Genomic DNA, 19,078 nt, shown 5'->3' on the forward strand with positions numbered 1-19,078 from the left:
CGGGATGACGCAAGGTGTTGTTACTCCGGCACCTTCCGCACCGCGCCCTTGTCGGCGCTGGTGGCGAAGGCGGCGTAGGCGCGCAGCGCCTGTGTCACGTTGCGCTTGCGCTTCTCGGCCGGCTTCCAGCCGAGGCGATCCTGCTCTTCACGCCGTTCGGCCAGTTCGTTGTCCGATACGGCGAGATGGATGGTGCGGTTCGGAATGTCGATCTCGATCATGTCGCCGCTGCGCACCAGCCCGATCGTGCCGCCGAGCGCGGCTTCGGGCGAGACGTGGCCGATGGAAAGGCCGGACGTGCCGCCGGAGAAGCGGCCGTCGGTCAGCAGCGCGCAGGCTTTGCCCAGGCCCTTCGACTTCAGGTAGCTGGTCGGGTAGAGCATCTCCTGCATGCCCGGCCCGCCCTTCGGCCCCTCGTAGCGGATGACGACGACATCGCCTGCCTTCACCTCGTTGCCGAGGATGCCCTTGACCGCTGCGTCCTGGCTTTCGAAGACGACCGCCGGGCCGGTGAATTTGAGGATCGATTCATCGACGCCGGCCGTCTTCACGATGCAGCCGTCGATGGCGATGTTGCCCTTCAGCACCGCGAGGCCGCCGTCCTTGGAGAACGGATGTTCGGCCGAGCGGATGACGCCTTTCTCGCGGTCGAGGTCGAGCTCGTCCCAGCGCCGGTCCTGGCTGAAGGCGACCTGCGTCGGCACGCCGCCGGGCGCCGCGAGGTAGAAGTCGCGCACGGTCTGGCTGTTCGTCTGCATGACGTCCCAATGCGCGATGGCCTGGCCGATGGTGGCCGTGTGCACGGTCGGCTGCTCGCGGTTGACGAGGCCGGCGCGGTCGAGTTCGCCGAGGATGGCATAGATGCCGCCGGCGCGATGCACGTCCTCCATATGCACGTCGGACTTCGCCGGCGCGACCTTGGCAAGGCAGGGCACGCGGCGCGACAGCCGGTCGATGTCGTCCAGCGTGAAGTCGATCTCGCCCTCGACTGCGGCGGCCAGGATATGCAGCACCGTGTTGGTGGAGCCGCCCATGGCGATGTCGAGGCTCATGGCGTTTTCGAAGGCGGGCTTGGAGGCGACGTTGCGCGGCAGCACGCTCTCGTCGTCCTGCTCGTAGTAGCGCTGGCAGAGGTCGACGACGAGATGGCCGGCCTCGACGAACAGCCGCTTGCGGTCGCCATGGGTGGCGAGCGTCGAGCCGTTGCCGGGCAGCGACAGGCCGAGCGCCTCGGTCAGGCAGTTCATCGAGTTGGCCGTGAACATGCCGGAGCAGGAACCGCAGGTCGGACAGGCCGAGCGCTCCATCACCGTCACTTCCTCGTCGGACACCTTGTCGTCGGCGGCGGCGACCATGGCGTCGATCAGGTCGACGGCGGTGACCTTGTCCTTCCACACCACCTTGCCGGCTTCCATTGGCCCGCCCGAGACGAAGACGGCAGGGATGTTGAGGCGCATCGCCGCCATCAGCATGCCGGGCGTGATCTTGTCGCAGTTGGAGATGCAGACCATGGCGTCGGCGCAGTGGGCGTTGACCATGTATTCGACCGAGTCGGCGATCAGCTCGCGCGACGGCAGCGAATAGAGCATGCCGTCATGACCCATGGCGATGCCGTCGTCGACGGCGATGGTGTTGAATTCCTTGGCGACGCCGCCCGCCTTCTCGATCTCGCGCGCGACGAGCTGGCCGAGATCCTTCAGGTGCACGTGTCCCGGCACGAACTGGGTGAAGGAGTTGACCACGGCAATGATCGGCTTGCCGAAGTCCCCGTCCTTCATGCCTGTGGCGCGCCAAAGGCCGCGCGCGCCGGCCATGTTGCGGCCGTGGGTGGTTGTACGGGAACGGTAAGCTGGCATCGGATCGTCCTTGTTGCCTTGCCGCATCGGACGGCTGGGCTGACTTGAAGAGACGGCGTTATATAACCCGCTTGGCCTCGTGACCATGCTTTTGTGCTGTTCCAGCCTGCCTGTATGCCGGCAGGCCGTTCGTATCGAGAATAAAAGCATCGTGGACGTGTCGGAACGAAAGCGGCCCGTTCGTCCTTGAAGCAACGGCGGCATGATGCGGCCGTCCGGGACGCCGAAGCGCGCGGCCGTGAGATACCAAGGAGACAATCATGCAGAAGATCAGCCCGTGCCTGTGGTTCAAGGAAGAAGCCGAGGAGGCCGTCGATTTCTATGTGTCGATCTTCCCCGGCGCCAAGAAGGGAGCGATCCTGCGCAGCGACGATGTCGGCGTCAGGTCCAAGGGCGGCGTCGTGATGGTGAACTTCGAGATGTTCGGGCAGTCCTTCCAGGCGCTCAACGGCAACGATGACGACCCGTTCAACCACGCCATATCGCTGTCCGTCGAATGCAAGGATCAAGCCGAAGTGGACGAATACTGGGACAGATTGATCGACGGCAAGGGCAGGGGCGTCGCCTGTTCCTGGCTGGTCGATCGCTACGGCGTCTCCTGGCAGATCGTGCCGGAAATCCTGCCGCGCCTCCTCAACGATCCCGACAAGGAAAAAGCCGCGCGGGTGATGCAGGCGATGATGAAGATGGTCAAGATCGACGTCGCCAAGATCGAGGAAGCCGCTCGGGGCTGATCGTTTCGGCCTCGGCTGAAACAAAAACGGCGGAGACCTGCTCCGCCGTTTTTTGATGTTTGCCCGTCAGTCCGGCAGCGCCGGCATCAGGGTCGGATCCGGCTTCTCCGCGTGCTGCGGCAGATCCTTCGAGGCGATGAAGGTGTAGAACATCGGCACCACGAACAGGGTGAACATCGTGCCGACCAGGATGCCGGTGAAGATGACCAGGCCCATCGAATAGCGCGCGGCCGCACCCGCGCCGCTCGACGTGATCAGCGGCAGGACGCCCAGCGCCATGGCGGCGGTGGTCATCAGGATCGGCCGCAGGCGCACCTTGGCGGATGCGACGATGGCTTCGCGCCGCCGCATCCCGTGCATCTCTCGTTGCTGGTTGGCGAACTCGACCAGCAGGATGCCGTGCTTGGTGATGAGGCCTATCAGTGTGATGAGACCCACCTGCGTATAGATGTTCAGCGTGCCGAGCCCGAGGTTCAGCGGCACGATGGCGCCGAAGATCGACAGCGGCACCGCCATCATGATGATGAGCGGATCGCGGAAGCTTTCGAACTGCGCCGCCAGCACCAGGTAGATGACCACCACGGCGGCCGCGAAGGCGATCAGGATCGTGTTGCCCTGCTCCTTTTCCTGGCGCGACTGGCCGGAATAGTCGATGAAGAACGTGTCCGGCAGACTCTCGTGGGCGATGTCCTCGAGCGTCTGCAGGCCGGTTCCCGTCGTCACTCCGGGTACCGGCAGCGCGGTGATCGTGGCGGAGTTCAACTGGTTGAACTGTTCGATCGCCGCCGGCGAGGCGTTGGTCGAGACCTTCACGACTGCCGAAAGCGGCACCATGTCGCCGGCGGCGCTGCGCACGAAATACTGGGCGAGCTTCTCCGGATTGTTGCGGAAGTTCTTCGGCACCTGGGGAATGATATCGTAGCTGTTGGAATCGCGGTCGAACTGCGCGACCTCGGCGCCGCCGACCAGCAGGGTCAGGGTGCGGCCGATATCGGCGATCGGGATGTTGAGCGCGGCGGCGCGGTCGCGGTCGATTGTCACCGTCACCTGCGGCGCGTCATACGCCATCGAATCCTGCACGACGATGAAGCGGCCGGAAGCCTGTGCCTTGTTCTTGATCTCCTCGGCGGCCTCGTAGACCTCGGCCGGATCGCCGGTCGAACGGACCACCATCGAGACCGGCAGACCGCCGCCGGAACCCGGCAGGGTGGGCGGAGCGAAGACGAAGGCCTGCACGCCCGCCACATGGGTCAGCCTGTTCTGGATGTCGGCCTGCAACTCCTTCGAGTTGCGGGTGCGTTCAGCCCAGTCCTTGAAGGCGAAGCCGACGAAGGCGCTGTTGGTGTCGGCGCCGAAGGCCGTGGCCGAGAATACGGCGCGCGTCTCGGGAATGTCCTGCACCAGCCCGAGGATCTGGTTGACGTATGTCTCGGTGTAGTCCGAGGTCGCGTAGCGCGGCGCCGTCACCAGCGACAGCAGGAAGCCCTGGTCTTCCTCGGGCGCCAGCTCGCTGGACGTCTTGGTGAACATGAAGCCGGTCACCGCAATCAGCGCGATCACGATCATCAGCGTGACGGGACGATATTTCAGCGATCCCGAAACCAGCCGCTCGTAGACATGCTCGACGCGGCTGAAGGTGCCGTCGACAATGCGCTGGAAGCGGCCGGGCGCTCCGGCCTTCAGGATGCGCGCCGACATCATCGGCGTGACCGTGATGGCGATGATGCCCGACAGGACGACCGACCCGGCCAGCGTCATGGCGAATTCGCGGAACAGCGCGCCCGTCAGGCCGCCGGTGAAGGCCAGCGGCGCGAACACCGCCGCCAGCGTCAGCGTCATGGCGATGATGGCGGAGGAGATTTCGCGCATGCCGTTGAACGCCGCCTGCATGGGCGACATGTGGTCCTCTTCCATGTGCCGGTGGATGTTCTCCACCACCACGATGGCGTCGTCGACGACCAGGCCGATGGCGAGCACCATGGCCAGCAGCGACAAGAGGTTGATCGAATAGCCCACCGCGAACAGGATGAAGCAGACGCCGATCAGCGACAGCGGGATGGTGACGATCGGCATCAGCACGGATCGGAACGACCCGAGGAACAGCAGGATGACCACCACGACGATGGCGACGGCCTCGCCGATGGTCTTGAACACTTCGTCGATCGACGCGCTGATCTGCTCGGTGGAATCGTAGACGATCTCGATCGTCATTCCCTTCGGCAGGGTTTCCTGGATCACCGGCACCAGCTTGGTGATCGCCGCCGCCGTCGTCAGCGGGTTGGCTGCCGGCGTCGGGAAGATGGCAAGGAACGTGCCGGGCTTGCCGTTGAAGCTCACCCTTGTGTCGGTGCTCTCGGCCGCCAGTTCGATCGTGGCCACGTCGCGCAGGCGCACCACGCTGCCGTCGTCGGTGGTGCGCAGCGGCAGCTGCCCGAACGCCTCGGGGGTCTGCAGCGTCGAACGCACGGTGATCGAAGAGACGGTGTACTCGTTCTCCACCTTGCCGGGCGCCGACAGGAAGTTGGAATTGTTCACCGCCGTCAGCACGTCGGTGGCGGTCATGCCGCGCGCCGCGAGCTTGATCGGGTCGATCCAGATGCGCATGGAATAGTCGGCGGCGCCGAAGATCTGCACATCGGCGACGCCTTCCACCGTGGTCATGCGGGGCCGCACGACGCGCTCAATGTACTCGGTGAGCTGCTCCTTCGTCATGTTCGGATTCTGCATCGAGATGTACATCATCGCGAACGACTGGCCGGTGCCCTTGACGATGACCGGATCCTTGGCGTCTTCAGGCAGCGTGCCGCGTACGCCCTGCACCTTGGACAGGACCTCGGTCACCGCCGCGTCCGGATCGGAGCCGAGCTTCATCTGCACGGTCACGACGCTGGTCGAGGGGCTGCTCTTGGAGGTGACGTAGTCGATGTTTTCCGTCGAGGCGACGGCGCGCGCGATCGGGGCCGAGATGAAGCCCTGGATCAGGTCCGCGCTGGCGCCGGGATAGGCCGTGGTGACCGTGATCGCGGTTTCCTCGACCTCCGGATATTGCCGGATCGACAGGTTGAAGATGCCCTGGAAGCCGACGAGCAGCAGCAGGCAGGCAAAGACCGTCGACAGGACCGGGCGACGGATAAAAAGATCGGAAATGCTCATTGCCGGGCGGCCTGCTCTTTGGGCGGCTTGGAAGGATCGATCGTGTTGTCGACCACGACGGACATGCCGTTGAACAGCCGGTTCTGCCCGGCCGTGACGACCTGGTCGCCGGCCTTGATGCCCTTCACGATCTCGATCAGGTCCTTGTCATGGCGGCCCGTGGTGACGAACACCTGCGACAGGACGAGGTCGGACTTGCTTGCATCGCCCTCGGCCGGTTTTGCGGCGTCGGCCTCCGGCTTGGCGCTGTCGTCTGCCGGCTTCGCCGCATCCTTTTCATCGGCGGCGGCCGGCTTGTCCTTCGACTTGGCGGGCTCGACGACGAAGACGTAATCGCCGTAGAGGCTGGATGTCAGCGCCGTCTGCGGAACCGCCAGCACGCCGTCTTCCTTGGGAAGCTCCACCCGCACCTGCGCGAATTGGCCGGGCGTCAGCTTGCCGTCGGGGTTGGCCACTTCGGCCCGCACCGACACCAGCCGGCTCGTCGGGTCGATCTTGGGGTTGATGCCCTTGATCTTGCCGGTGAACGGAAGGTCGTCGTCGCTCATGCCGATTTTCACCGGCTGGTCGATCTTGAGCATCGGAAACTGCTGCTCGGGCACGGTGAAGTCGACGCGCATCGTGTCGAGGTCCTGCAGCGTCACCACCGCCGTTCCCGGCGCCAGATACTGGCCGAGGTCGATCTTGGGGATGCCGGCGGTGCCGGCGAACGGCGCCGTGATCTGTTTCTGGTCGAGCACGGCCTGGAGCTTGGCGACCTGCGCGGCGGAGGCTGCCGCCTGGGCCTGGGCATTGTCCAGGGTGGAGTCTGACCCCACGCCGCGTTTCTGCAACTCCTGGGCGCGCTTCAGCGCGAGCTGGTCGACCGCGGCCTGTGCCTTGGCGGAATCCAGGTCGGCGCGCTCCACCTCGTCGTCGAGCTGCAAGAGCAGCGAGCCTGCCTCCACCTTCTGGTTGGCATGGAAGGCGATGTCCTTGACGATGCCCGTGGTCTCGACAGTGAGGTCGACGCCACGCACGGCGCTCACGGTGCCGATCGCCTCGATGCCGGGCGCCCAGTCCATCGGCTTGACCTCGACCGTCGACACGGTCGACGGCGGCTGCTTCATGGTGGCGAAGTACTGCTTGATGGCGTTATCGCGGAAAATGTTGAAGCCCACGATTCCGCCGACGACAAGCACAAGCAGGATGAAGGCGATGATAAAGCGCTTAATCACGAAAAAGTCCCCTCGAGCGACAAGCTGTCGGATAGCCTGACTGGCAGCATGTGGGAAGTGTTGTCGTCGCATGCCAGGGGCTCTGCTGACTTCACATGCCAAAACCTTTACTGTACCGTCTGGACGGTCTTGTCAATTGCGCTTACGCTTATGGAAGGGCGCAGGGGAGGCGTGATTGAAGGTTCGAAAAGGCAATTCGCGCGAGAAAATCCTCGCCGCCGCGGCCGATGTGGCGCGCGAAAGCGGTCCGGGGAACCTTTCCCTCGATGCCGTCGCGGCGCGCGCCGGCGTCTCCAAGGGCGGTCTTCTCTACAATTTCCCCAGCAAGGCCAGGCTCATGCAGGCTCTGGTGGAACATTACCTTGCGGAGTTCCAGTCGTCCTTGACCGATGCGCAGGCTGATGGCGAAGGACTCCTCGCGGCATTCGTGAAGCGCGCGCTCGACGAATGCGAGAACAAGAAGGCGGACAAGGCCGACTGGATCTTCTCCGCGATTGCCGAGGATCCGGACTTCCTGTCGCCGCTCAGGGCATTTCATCGACAGCTTTTCTCTCGTCTGAAGGAAGACACGGGCGACCTGCGCTCAGTTCTGATCTGCTATCTGGCGATCGAAGGGCTGCGCAGCATGAACCTTTTCGACTTCGACATCCTGTCGGGCTCCGAGCAGAATCTGCTTCTTGAATCGCTGCTCGAGATCGCCGAGCGAGCCCGCTAGTTGAAGCGAGCCGGCCGAAATCACCTCGTCCCGCCGGATATGCGTCATGGTTCGTGACCGAGCTTGGCAAGACTTCGTCGCGGCAAGATGACGACCGGCACGAGGATTGTGGCCTCGTCCGATCACCGCCGCTAGCGGTTTCGCAAGACAGCCATTCGTCCGGACCTGGCCGAAACGTGTGAGACCTGTGCGAGCGAAGGCCTGAACACGATCGGGCGAGCGGGCGCGCAAGGAACGGTGTGCGGCGCGAGATAACTCATTGAAATCAAAGGGCGGGCGCGGATTGCGGAAGCCGTTCCTTCTCCTGTTCGCGCCGGACAACCGGCCTTCCGATGATTTTGCAATGTAAATCGTTGACAATTTGCGATCTACGATCTACGAATGACAAAATCAGCCCAGCGAGATCCGTGTGGCAAATCCCGAACTCGACATTCTCAGGTTTCAGTCGATCACCAGCGTGCTTCGCACGGAGATCGAGCATCTGGTTCTTTCGGGCTCGTTCCGCAGCGGCGACAGATTGAACGAGAATGCGCTGGCCGCCCGTTTCAATGTCAGCAGGGGACCGATCCGGGAGGCTTGCCGGGCCTTGGCCGAGACAGGGCTGCTGGAACTGATTCCCAATCGCGGGGTCTTCGTCCGCACGGTCACCCGCGATGAAGCAGGGCAGCTCTATGATCTTCGCGCGGGACTGTTCGGGCTTGCCGCGCGGCTGGCGTCGATGCGTGTGAGCGACGACGATTTCGCCGCCCTGGACGACCTCCTGGAGAGGATGGAAGTCGCTGCCGGCCAGTCTATCGACCGTTATTACCCGCTGAACCTGCAGTTTCATCAGAAGATTCTGGCTTTGTCCGGAAACGATCGGCTGATTGACGAGTGCAAGGGGCTCATCAAGGAGCTTCATTTGTTCCGGGCGCGTGGCCTGCTCCAGGGCGGCGGTCTCGCCGTCTCCAATGCGGAGCATCGCACCATCGTCGATGCTTTGCGGACAAGAAACGAGGTCGCCTCCTTCGAGGCCGCCTACCGGCACGTCCAGAATGCCAAGGCGCGCATGCTTGCGGTCGATGAAGCCGGGGGCTTTGCCGCGCTGCAGGATGACGGCCATTCCAGGATCGCGGTTGGAAGTTCCTAGAACAGGATAAGAAAGGGAGGAAAACTATGTTCACTCGAGGCATCTTTGCCGGCGCAGCCATATCGGCCCTGCTGCTGGCTTCGGCCGTGCAGGCTGAGGAGAATTATCCCGCGCCTGTCGTCAAGCTGATAACCCATTCGAGCCCCGGCGGCGGCAGCGACGTGTTCCTGCGCGAGATGGTTCCTTATCTCCAGCCCTATCTGGGGCCCAAGCTGGTCGTCGAGAACGTCACCGGCGGCTCGGGCGCCAAGGCCATGGCGGAGGTGGCGCATTCCACCCCTGACGGCGGGGAGTTCTATGCCACCACGCCGACCTTTATCTACACCTCGCTGCTCAGCCAGCCCGAGGCCACGTACAAGGACCTCGAGCCGCTGGTGAACGTGTTCTACGACCCCGAGGTCGTCTACACCGCCGCGGACTCGGACTTCAAATCGCTGCCGGACGTGATCGCCGCCGCCAAGGAAGGCCGCGGCAAATGGGGCGCCGCCAACCCGGCCTCGCTGGAGCGCCAGTTGCTTGAGCAGATGAAGCAGAAGACAGGCGCCAATGCCTCGATCGTCACGTTCGAGGGCGGCGGCGACATGCAGATCAACGTGCTCAACCACACGCTCGACGTCGGTGTGGGAGAGGTCGAGGAAATCCGCGCCCAGCTCGAGGCCGGCAAGCTGCGCATGCTCGCGGTGCTGGGCGACAAGCGCCTCGACCAGTTTCCGGACCTCAAGACCGCGAAGGAAGAGGGGATCGACGTTTCGGGGTTGAAATTCCGGGGGCTTGCCGGCCCCAAGAATACGCCGCCGGAAGTCATCGCAGCCTGGGAGGCCGCTATACCGAAGCTGCTCGAAGACCCGAAATACAAGAAGATCTGGACCGAGAACAATCTCCAGGAAGGCTTCATGAAGCACGACGAATACGTGGCGTTCATGGCCAAGTTCGGTGCCGACACCGAAAGCTTCCTGAGGGAATCCGGCGTCATTCACTAATGCTCGGCGGCTTCGGCCCGGTTTCGCCGGGCCGGGGTCGTCCAATCCGGGGAAATCCATGAACCGCGATATCGTCTGCGGGTGCGGGACCTTTGTCTTCGCGGTGGCCTACTATCTGACGGCCGCCGCGATTCCCGAAAGCATGCTGGCCGACGCGGTCGGGCCGCAAGGCCTGCCCGAAGCCTATGGCATCGCCTTGGCCATCCTCTCCCTGCTGCTCGTCGGCAGCGGCTTGATGAAATGGCGCAAGGAACATGCCGATGGGGCCGACGCGCCGCAGGCCAAATCCGGCAGGCGCGACTGGGAGGACGCCAGGCGTGCTTTCGGAATGCTCGCGCTTGGAGCTGGCTACGTCGTCATCCTGCCCTGGGCGGGTTATGTCGTCTCGATCGCCCTGCTGATCGTCGCCGTCGCCTGGTATCAGGAGCGCGCCTTCATGCGCTGGCTCGTTCCCACGGCGATCGCGGGAGCCCTCGGCTTCTGGGTCATCTTCGTGGAAGTCCTCGAAATCGCCGAACCGGCCGGCCTTTGGCCGCATTTCATCTAGGGGCTGCTCGCGATGGATTTCCAGACCCTTTGGGACATGACGTTCACGACGCCGCTGGTGCCGGCGGCTATCCTCGGAGTCGCCTGGGGCATTGTCGGCGGCGCGCTGCCGGGCATCTCGCCCTCGATCACGATGGCGCTGCTTCTTCCGTTCACCTACGGGATGCATTCGTCTTCGGCGGTGGTCCTGCTCGCGTCCACCTATTTCGGCGCCGAATATGGCGGCTCCATTCCCGCGATCCTGATCCGCACGCCGGGCACCAACGCCGCGGCGGCGACCGTCATCGACGGCTATGCGATGAAGCAGCAGGGCAAGGCCGGCGAGGCGCTCGGCATTTCCCTCTATTCGGGCGTGATCGGCGGAACCTTCGGGCTGATCATGCTGGTTCTTTTGACGGAACCGCTGTCGCGCATCGCGCTCGCGTTCAAACCGAGCTCCTATTTCGCACTCGGCATGCTGGGGCTCAGCGTCATCGGTTCGCTGGCCGGAGAGAGCCTGATCAAGGGCCTGATCGCCGCCGTGCTGGGGCTGATGATCGCCGCCATCGGCACCGATCCCGTCACCGGCCTGAACCGCTTCACCTTCGGCAGCCCCGAGCTTCTGTCGGGCATAGCGCCGATCCTCGTCCTGGTCGGCCTTTATGCGGTCAGCGAGCTCATGACCAGCGCCAGCGAGCCGCCCTGGGAGAAGGCCGATGCCGGCACCGCGCGGCTCAAGTTTCCGAGCCCGGCGACATGGAAGCGCATCTGGCCGGCGCAGGCGATCGGCGCCGTCGTCGGCCTCATCGAAGGCTGCACGCCCGGCGCCGGCGGCACGGTCGCCGCCTTCCTGTCCTACAACGAGGCGCGGCGATGGTCGCGGCGCAAGGAGGAGTTCGGCCACGGCTCGCCCGAAGGCATCGCGGCCCCGGAAACCGCCAACACCGCGGTTTCGAAAACGGCGCTGATCCCGATGCTCAGCCTGGGAATCCCCGGCACGAATTCGACCGCGGTGCTGCTCGGCGGCTTCCTGATCCAGAACCTCATTCCAGGACCCATGCTGTTCGTCCAGCATGCCGATATCGTGCGCGATCTCTATTTCGGGCTCGGGGTCAGCATCGTCGCCCTGATCCTGGTGGGGTATCTGTTCATGCCGCCCTGCATCTGGATGGTGAACCGCCCGAAATCCTACCTGATGGCCTTCATCTTCGCGCTCGTCGTCTCCGGCGTTTATGCGATCGAGACCAGCCTTTTCCAGGTCGGGATCGTGCTGGCATTCGGCGGGCTGGGATATGCCATGCGCTATTTCCGGCTGCCGTTCCTGCCCATGGTGCTGGGTGTCGTGCTGGGCTTTCTGGTCGAATCGAACTTCCGGCGCGCGCTCGTGCTCTCGGACGGCGACTACATGACCTTCCTGCGGGATCCGATTTCGGCGGGGCTCCTTGGCGTCGCCTTCCTGTTCCTCGCCGGATCGCTGCTGCGGCATGTCGGCGAGCTGCGCAGGCACGGGCGCACGCGACAAAAATCCGAACAAGAAAAGGCATGACGATCGTGGACATTGGAACACCTGCAATTGCCACCAGGCTGGCCGACTGGCTGGTCGAACTGTCGTCGGACGATCTGCCGCCGGGCGTCGTGGAAATGTCGCGCAAGCTGATCGTCGATGTGGCCGGCCTCGCGGTGGCGGCACGCTCGGAACTCTATGTTTCGGCTGCCCTCGGCTCCGGCGAGCCGGGATCGGCCACCGCCATAGGCCACGCGCAGGCTCTCGATACGTTCAGCGCCGCGCTGGTCAACGGCACCGCCGCCCACGGCGAGGACTACGACGACACGTTCGAAGGCGGACCTGTGCACTCCGGCGCCGTCATCGTGCCGGCCGTTCTGGCCGTCTGTGAACGCGAGCGCCTGGGCGGCGAGAGGCTGCTTGTCGGCATGGCGGCCGGCGTCGAACTGCTGTGCCGGCTGAGCCTGGTCGCGCCGAAGGCCATCCACAAGGCGGGCTTCCATCCGACTGCGGTGATCGGCGCCGTGGCGGCGGCAGGGGCGGTGTCGGCGGCGCTTGGCATGGACAGGCGATCCACGGCTTCGGCGCTGGGTATCGCCGCCAGCATGGCGGCGGGCATCATCGAGTATCTGGCTGAGGGCACCTGGACGAAACGCGTGCATGCCGGGTTCGCCGCACAGTCGGGTATCCGGGCGGCGCTGATGGCGCGCGGCGGCTTTCTCGGCCCGCGCACGGTCTTCGAGGGCGTCCATGGCTTCTTCAAGGCCTTCGCGCCCTCCAGGGAGCCAGATTTCACGCCGCTGATGGACGGTCTGGGCAGCAACTGGCTGACCGAGACGATCGCCTTCAAGCCCTATGCATGCGGGACGATGACGCAACCTTTCATCGATTGCGCCGTCAAGCTGGCCGAAAGCGGCGTCGAGGCCGACCAGATCGTCGATATTCTATGCCCGGTCGGGGAAGGCACCGTCCATCGGCTGTGGGAGCCGCTCGCGGTCAAGCATGCGCCGCAGACGCCCTATGCGGCGAAGTTCTCCACGCCCATCTGCATGGCGCTGGGATTCTTCGACCGGAAGGCGGGCCTGGCGCAGTTCACCGAAGAGCGGATCGCCGATCCGGCGGTGCGAAAGCTCGCCGCGAAGATCCGCTACGTCGTCGATCCCGACGACCAATATCCCAACAATTTCACCGGCAAGCTTGTCGCCACCCTGGCCGACGGCTCGGTCCGCGAATTTCAGCAGCCCCATATGCGCGGCGGGCGGCATGCGCCGCTGACGGGGCGGGAGGTGGAGGACAAGTTCCGCGACAACGCCCGCTACGGCGGCTGGGATGACTCGACAGCCGAAGCCTTCCTTTCCTATTCGCGCGAGATTTTCCAGGCGCACGACCTCGGCCGTCTGGCGGAGTTCCGCAAGTGAGCGCACGCAGCCTGGAGAACCGGGTCGCCGTCGTCACCGGCGCATCCCGCAACATCGGTCGCGCGATCGCGCTCGAGCTGGCGCGAGAGGGCGCTGCCGTGGTGGTCAATGCGCGCAGTTCGTCGGAGGAAGCGGAATCCGTCGCCGCGGAGATCAGGGCGCAGGGCGGAAGAGCGGTCTCCAGGCTCGCCGACGTGACGAACCCCGCCGAGGCAAAGGCGCTGGCCGACGTTGCGGTGGAAGCGTTCGGCCGGCTCGACTGTCTCGTCAACAATGCGGCCGTTCGCCGCGAAACACCGCTCGCCGACCTGGACCTTGCGGAATGGCGCGAGGTGATGGCGATCATTCTCGACGGGCCCTTCCTGATGGCGAAGGCCGCGCTTCCCCATCTCATGGCCTCGGACATGGCTTCCATCGTCAACATCGGTGGCCTGTCGGCGCATACGGGCGCGTCCAACCGGGCGCATGTGGTCGCGGCGAAATCGGGGCTTGTCGGCCTGACCCGCGCGCTCGCCCATGAACTTGCCGGCGGAGGAATAACCGTCAATTGCGTGTCGCCCGGCCTGATCGACACCGTGCGCGGGCGCAGCGCGCCGGGTTCTCCGAGCCATCACGCGGTCCATTCCACATTGACCGGCCGGCGCGGCAAGCCGCAGGAGATCGCCGCTCTCGTGCGATTCCTGGCCGGCCCGGATGGACGCTACGTCACGGGGCAGACCATCCAGGCGAACGGCGGCGCCTATTTTTCATGACAATGCGCGGCAGTCGTTGGCAAGGCCAACCATCCTCCCAGGGAACCGCTCCATCATATCCAGGAAGGAATATCCAGTGAACGAGGTCACCAAAACCTTTTCCCGCTACTTGGTGAATGCAAAGGCCGGCGACTTGCCGGAGGCAGTCCGCAAGGAGGCGGTCCGCTCCTTCTTCAACTGGCTGGGCTGCGCCGTCGGCGGTTCCGTCCACGAGACGGTCGATCGCGCGCTGTCCGCGCTGCGGCCCTTCGCCGGCCCGCAACAGGCCACTCTGCTCGGGCGCGGCGAGCGTATCGACATCCTCAACGCCGCGCTGCTCAACGGCATTTCGAGCCACGTGTTCGATTTCGACGACACCCATCTCAAGACGATCATCCATCCGGCCGGCCCGGTGGCTTCGGCCATCCTGGCGCTGTCGGAATACAGGAAGGTTTCCGGGGCCGATTTCCTCCACGCCTTCGTCCTTGGCGTCGAGGTCGAGTGCAGGATCGGCAATGCCGTCTATCCCGCGCATTACGATATCGGCTGGCACATCACCGGAACGGCGGGCGTATTCGGGGCCGCCGCGGCGGTCGGCAAGATTCTGGGCCTGGACGAGCAGAAGATGACATGGGCGCTCGGCATCGCCGGCACGCAGTCTTCCGGGTTCCGCGAGATGTTCGGCACCATGTGCAAGAGCTTCCATCCGGGACGGGCGGCGCAGAACGGGCTGTCCGCGGCGCTGCTTGCGCAAAAGGGGTTCACCAGCTCGGATCGCGTCCTGGAAGCACCGCGCGGTTTCGCGCATGTGATGTCCACGGAACGCGATTTCGGCGAGATCGTGGATGGTCTGGGCGAGCGCTTCGAGATCGCGCTCAACACCTACAAGCCGTTTGCCTGCGGCATCGTCATCCATCCCGCCATCGACGGCTGCATCCAGTTGCGCAACGAGCATGGCCTCAAGGCCGGCGACATCGAGAAGATCGAGCTCGACGTGCATCCGCTCGTCCTCGAACTGACGGGAAAGAAGACGCCTCAGCGCGGGCTCGAAGGCAAGTTCAGCGTCTATCATTCGGCCGCCGTCGCCGTCATCCACGGCGCGGCGGGCGAGGAGGAATATTCCGACGCTTCCGTTCGCGATCCCGATGTCGTGTCCCTGCGCGATCGGGTGACGGCGACGGCCAACCCAGATATCCGCGAGGACGAAGTGGTCGTGCGGATCATGATGAAATCCGGTCAGGTCCTGACGCGCCATGTCGAACACGCGATCGGCAGCCTGGAGCGTCCGATGAGCGACGCCGATCTGGAACAGAAGTTCCGTCGGCTCGCCACCGGCGTGATCGGCGCACCGGCAACCGACAGGCTGGTTTCCGTGGCGCGCGGGATCGAGAGCCTTGCCGACGTCTCCGAGATAGCGCGCGCGGGGGCAGGGCATGCCCGTGGCGATGCAGACGCCGAGTAAGTCGGTCCGGTTTCGACTCTTGGATGAGGGCGACATCGAGAGGAATGACTAGCCATTTCGCGCCTGCCGGGAGGCGCGGCGATGCCGCCGCCTTTCCAGCGGCGGCCGGACCGTGTTTATTCCGGTCATGGCCTTCACCATTCGCCAGCTCCAGTATTTCGTCGCCGTCGCCGAGCAGGGCTCGGTGTCGCGCGCCGCGCAGAACCTGTCGATCTCCCAGTCTTCGGTCACCGAAGCGGTCAAGGAACTGGAGAGCGATCTCGGCGTCGAGCTTTTCGAGCGTCATCCGCGCGGACTGAACATAACCCACAAGGGTCATCAGTTCCTGCGGCACGCCACCAAGATCCTCGCCGACGTCTCCGATGCCCGCAGAGCTTTCTTCGGCGAAGCGGCGTCCAGCGGCGGGCGCCTGCAACTCGGCGTCACCTCACTTGTCGCCGGCTATGTGCTCTCCGACCTGCTGGCCCGCTACCGGCGCGCCTATCCCGGTGTCGAGGTCTCGGCCATCGAGGACAATGGCGACTATCTCGAGCATCTTCTCGTCGGCGGCAAGCTGGACGTCGCCGTCATGGTGACGTCCAACCTGCGCGACCGCACGGCGTTGCAGTCGGAGATTCTCGAAGTGTCCGCCTATCGCCTGTGGATGCCGCTCGGCCATCCACTCGCCGGCGCCGACATCATCGGCGTCAACGACATTGCCGGCGAACCGTTGATCATGTTGACCGTCGACGAGATCGAGGAGAACACCGGCAAGCTTCTGGCGGCGATCGGCGCCAAGCCCAACGTCGCCTTCCGCACCCGTTCCGTCGAGGCGGTGCGCAGCCTCGTCGCGACCGGCGCGGGCGTCGCGCTGCTGCCCGAACTCGTCTACCGGCCGTGGTCGCTCGAAGGCGACCGCATAGAGCAGCGCGACGTGTCCGGTTCGTTGCCGGTGGTGCAGGTCGGCATGGTCTGGCGGCGCGGCTCCAGCCTGCCGGGCGCCGCCCGCGATTTCATCGGCATCGCCCAGGCCCAGCGCTCGGCACGTCTCAGGCTCTGATATCTATCGGAAAATCCGATATCGGCGTTCTGATAAATGAATTTGCGAAACCGGGATTTTCACGACACCTTTCCTCCAGGGAGCAGAGCCGCCGCCAAAGCGGCTCCTTTGACGGGAGAGGACCATGCATTCATTTCTGAAATCGTGCACAGCTTTGACGATCGCGCTGACCTTCGCCGGCCAGGCTGCCGCACAGGAAGCGATGAAGGAACTGGGCAAGGGCGAGGGCGAACTCAACATCGTCGCCTGGCCCGGCTATATCGAGCGCGGCGAGACCGACAAGGCCTATGACTGGGTCACCGACTTCGAGAAGGAGTCCGGCTGCAAGGTCAACGTCAAGACCGCCAACACCTCCGACGAGATGGTGTCGCTGATGAACGAGGGCGGCTTCGATCTCGTGACCGCCTCTGGCGACGCCTCGCTCAGGCTGGTGGCCGGCAAGCGGGTGCAGCCGATCAATCTCGACCTGATTCCGAGCTTCAAGACCGTGGACGAGCGATTGCAGAACGCGCCCTGGTACACGGTGGACGGCGTCCACTACGGCGTGCCCTACCAGTGGGGCCCGAACGTGCTGATGTACAACACCGACATCTTCAAGGAAGCGCCGAAGAGCTGGAATGTCGTCTTCGAGGAGCAGACCCTGTCGGACGGCAAGTCGAACAAGGGCCGCGTGCAGGCCTATGACGGCCCGATCTACATCGCCGACGCTGCCAACTATCTGATGGCGCACAAGCTGGATCTCGGCATCAAGAACCCCTACGAGCTGAACGAGGACCAGTACAAGGCGGCCCTCGACCTGCTGCGTGGGCAGCGCAAGCTGGTCGGCCGCTACTGGCACGATGCGGCGATCCAGGTGGACGACTTCCAGAACGAGGGCGTCGTCGCTTCCTCGTCCTGGCCCTTCCAGGTCAACACCTTGGTGGCCGCCAAGCAGCCGATCGCCTCGACCATTCCAGAAGAGGGCGCGACGGGCTGGGCCGACACGACCATGATGGAGGCCGACGCCGCGCATCCCAACTGCGCCTATATGTGGATCGAGCATTCGCTGAAGCCGAAAGTGCAGGGCGATCTCGCCTCCTGGTTCGGCTCCGTGCCGGTCGTTCCCGCCGCCTGCAAGGGCAATGAGCTTCTGGGTGACGAGGGCTGCGCGACCAACGGCTTCGACAATTTCGACAAGATCAAGTTCTGGAAGACGCCGACCACAAAATGCGAGAGCCAGAACGACCAGTGCGTGCCCTATTACCGCTGGGTGTCGGACTATATCGGCGTCATCGGCGGAAGGTAGCGGGCGTCCTCCCAAGCCCGTGCCGCCCTCACCCTTACCCACTCCCCGTACGGGAGTGGGGATCGTCGGCGTCAAAGCTGCCTTCTCTCTCCGCTTCTTGCGGGGAGAGGTGCCAGCAGAGAGCTGAGGGGCAGGGCCGGCTCTCGAAAAGAGTGAACCCATGACCGCAGCAATCTCCTTCAAACAAGTTTCCCGCCATTTCGGCGCCGTCAGGGCGGTGGATGCGGTCGATCTCGACATCGCGCCCGGCGAATTCTTCGCCATGCTCGGTCCCTCCGGCTCGGGCAAGACGACATGCCTGCGGCTGATCGCGGGCTTCGAGCAGCCGACGGCCGGTTCCATCTCGATCTTCGGCGATCGCGCCGAAGGCGTTCCGCCCTACCGGCGCAACGTCAACACCGTCTTCCAGGACTATGCGCTGTTCCCGCACCTCAACGTGCTGGACAACGTCGCCTACGGCCTGATGGTCAAGGGCATGGCGAAGGCCGAACGCCACAAGGCGGCCGAGGAAGCGCTGGCGCTGGTGCGCCTGCCGGACTACGGCGCGCGGCGGCCGGGACAATTGTCAGGCGGCCAGCGCCAGCGCGTGGCGCTCGCCCGTGCATTGGTCAACCGCCCCAAGGTCCTGCTGCTCGACGAACCGCTCGGCGCGCTCGATCTCAAGCTTCGCGAGGACATGCAGGAGGAACTGAAGGCGCTGCAGAAGACGCTCGGCATCACCTTCGTCTTCGTCACCCACGACCAGGGCGAGGCGCTGTCGATGGCCGACCGGGTCGCGGTCTTCAACGCGGGCAGGATCATGCAGGTCGGACCGCCCGAGGATATCTACCAGCGTCCGGCGACCCGCTTCGTCGCCGACTTCGTCGGCTCGTCCAACGTGCTGCCGCCGGATTTTGTGCAGCGCTGGTCCGGGCAGAAGCGCTGGGGCTCGCTGCGGCCGGAAGCGATCCGGGTGAGCCGTGCAGGGCGCGGCGCCAAGGGGAGCGGCGCGGCGGGCGAGGGCGTGCCGGCGCGTCTCGTCGGCACCAACTACCTCGGCGCGACGACACGGCTGGCGCTCGATGCGGACGGACTGCACCTGCACGCGACCATGCCGGCGGGTTCGGATATTCCGCAGGAGGGCGAGCAGGTCATGCTCAGCTTCAACCGAGAAAGCCTGCACCTGATGGAGGAGGGGGCGTGAGCGCGCGCGCCGTCCTCCCCCTCCCTCTTGAGGGGAGGGTCCGGCCGAAGGCGGGGGGAGGGGTCGCTGCGGCCGCGCGCGACGGTTCTTTTGCGTGGGAGCGGTTGAGGTCACCCCTCCCGGCCGCTTCGCGGCCACTCTCCTCTC

The 19,078-nt window shown here is 64.7% G+C and carries 15 protein-coding genes; 12 read left to right on the forward strand and 3 right to left on the reverse strand.

Annotated features, from left to right (window positions below; genetic code table 11):
• Positions 1-20: 20 nt before the first annotated feature.
• On the reverse strand, positions 21-1,856 hold the full coding sequence (gene ilvD / locus ABMA46_RS15435; RefSeq protein WP_349000622.1) for a dihydroxy-acid dehydratase: 1,836 nt from the start codon (positions 1,854-1,856) through the stop codon (positions 21-23).
• Between the two features lie 260 nt (positions 1,857-2,116).
• On the opposite strand from ilvD, the gene ABMA46_RS15440 reads away from it, so the two are divergent.
• The gene (locus ABMA46_RS15440; RefSeq protein WP_349000623.1) at positions 2,117-2,590 is read left to right on the forward strand and encodes a VOC family protein; all 474 of its coding nucleotides are present in this window, start codon (positions 2,117-2,119) and stop codon (positions 2,588-2,590) included.
• A 66-nt stretch (positions 2,591-2,656) separates the two neighbouring features.
• On the opposite strand, the gene ABMA46_RS15445 is transcribed toward ABMA46_RS15440, so the two are convergent.
• Both ABMA46_RS15445 and ABMA46_RS15450 read right to left on the reverse strand, forming a co-directional pair.
• Positions 2,657-5,743 carry an efflux RND transporter permease subunit gene (locus tag ABMA46_RS15445; RefSeq protein WP_349000625.1) on the reverse strand — a complete coding sequence of 1,029 codons (3,087 nt, stop codon included), beginning with the start codon at positions 5,741-5,743 and terminating at the stop codon, positions 2,657-2,659.
• On the reverse strand, positions 5,740-6,960 hold the full coding sequence (locus ABMA46_RS15450; RefSeq protein ID WP_349000626.1) for an efflux RND transporter periplasmic adaptor subunit: 1,221 nt from the start codon (positions 6,958-6,960) through the stop codon (positions 5,740-5,742). The genes ABMA46_RS15445 and ABMA46_RS15450 overlap by 4 nt, the downstream gene beginning before the upstream one ends.
• Positions 6,961-7,135: 175 nt before the next feature.
• Here ABMA46_RS15450 and ABMA46_RS15455 point away from each other — a divergent pair, with 175 nt between their 5' ends.
• The 11 genes from ABMA46_RS15455 to ABMA46_RS15505 all read left to right on the forward strand — a co-directional run bounded on the left by ABMA46_RS15455 (position 7,136) and on the right by ABMA46_RS15505 (position 18,931).
• Positions 7,136-7,675, forward strand: a complete 540-nt coding sequence (locus ABMA46_RS15455; RefSeq protein ID WP_349000628.1) for a TetR/AcrR family transcriptional regulator — start codon at positions 7,136-7,138, stop codon at positions 7,673-7,675.
• Between the two features lie 409 nt (positions 7,676-8,084).
• Positions 8,085-8,804, forward strand: coding sequence for an FCD domain-containing protein (locus tag ABMA46_RS15460; RefSeq protein ID WP_349000629.1), 720 nt, complete (start codon positions 8,085-8,087; stop codon positions 8,802-8,804).
• 26 nt (positions 8,805-8,830) lie between these two features.
• Positions 8,831-9,784, forward strand: a complete 954-nt coding sequence (locus tag ABMA46_RS15465; RefSeq protein WP_349000630.1) for a Bug family tripartite tricarboxylate transporter substrate binding protein — start codon at positions 8,831-8,833, stop codon at positions 9,782-9,784.
• Between the two features lie 58 nt (positions 9,785-9,842).
• Complete coding sequence (locus tag ABMA46_RS15470; RefSeq protein WP_349000631.1) at positions 9,843-10,331, forward strand: tripartite tricarboxylate transporter TctB family protein; 489 nt, start codon at positions 9,843-9,845, stop codon at positions 10,329-10,331.
• A gap of 12 nt (positions 10,332-10,343) precedes the next feature.
• Entirely contained in the window at positions 10,344-11,855 is a 1,512-nt protein-coding gene (locus ABMA46_RS15475) for a tripartite tricarboxylate transporter permease (protein WP_349000633.1), read from the forward strand.
• A complete protein-coding gene (locus tag ABMA46_RS15480) occupies positions 11,852-13,231 on the forward strand; it encodes an MmgE/PrpD family protein (protein ID WP_349000634.1) in 1,380 nt (459 codons plus the stop codon). Before ABMA46_RS15475 ends, ABMA46_RS15480 begins: the two co-directional genes overlap by 4 nt.
• Positions 13,228-13,983 carry an SDR family NAD(P)-dependent oxidoreductase gene (locus ABMA46_RS15485; RefSeq protein ID WP_349000636.1) on the forward strand — a complete coding sequence of 252 codons (756 nt, stop codon included), beginning with the start codon at positions 13,228-13,230 and terminating at the stop codon, positions 13,981-13,983. The genes ABMA46_RS15480 and ABMA46_RS15485 overlap by 4 nt, the downstream gene beginning before the upstream one ends.
• A gap of 76 nt (positions 13,984-14,059) precedes the next feature.
• On the forward strand, positions 14,060-15,424 hold the full coding sequence (locus tag ABMA46_RS15490) for an MmgE/PrpD family protein (RefSeq protein ID WP_349000638.1): 1,365 nt from the start codon (positions 14,060-14,062) through the stop codon (positions 15,422-15,424).
• Between the two features lie 127 nt (positions 15,425-15,551).
• Positions 15,552-16,463 (forward strand): LysR family transcriptional regulator, encoded by a 912-nt coding sequence (locus tag ABMA46_RS15495; RefSeq protein WP_349000705.1) that lies wholly within the window; start codon positions 15,552-15,554, stop codon positions 16,461-16,463.
• Between the two features lie 124 nt (positions 16,464-16,587).
• Positions 16,588-17,748, forward strand: a complete 1,161-nt coding sequence (locus ABMA46_RS15500; protein WP_349000640.1) for an ABC transporter substrate-binding protein — start codon at positions 16,588-16,590, stop codon at positions 17,746-17,748.
• Positions 17,749-17,908: 160 nt separating this feature from the next.
• The gene (locus ABMA46_RS15505) at positions 17,909-18,931 is read left to right on the forward strand and encodes an ABC transporter ATP-binding protein (RefSeq protein WP_349000642.1); all 1,023 of its coding nucleotides are present in this window, start codon (positions 17,909-17,911) and stop codon (positions 18,929-18,931) included.
• Positions 18,932-19,078: the final 147 nt, after the last annotated feature.

This window comes from Mesorhizobium hunchu (assembly GCF_040081975.1).
In the GTDB taxonomy this organism is placed as follows: Bacteria; Pseudomonadota; Alphaproteobacteria; order Rhizobiales; family Rhizobiaceae; genus Mesorhizobium; species Mesorhizobium hunchu.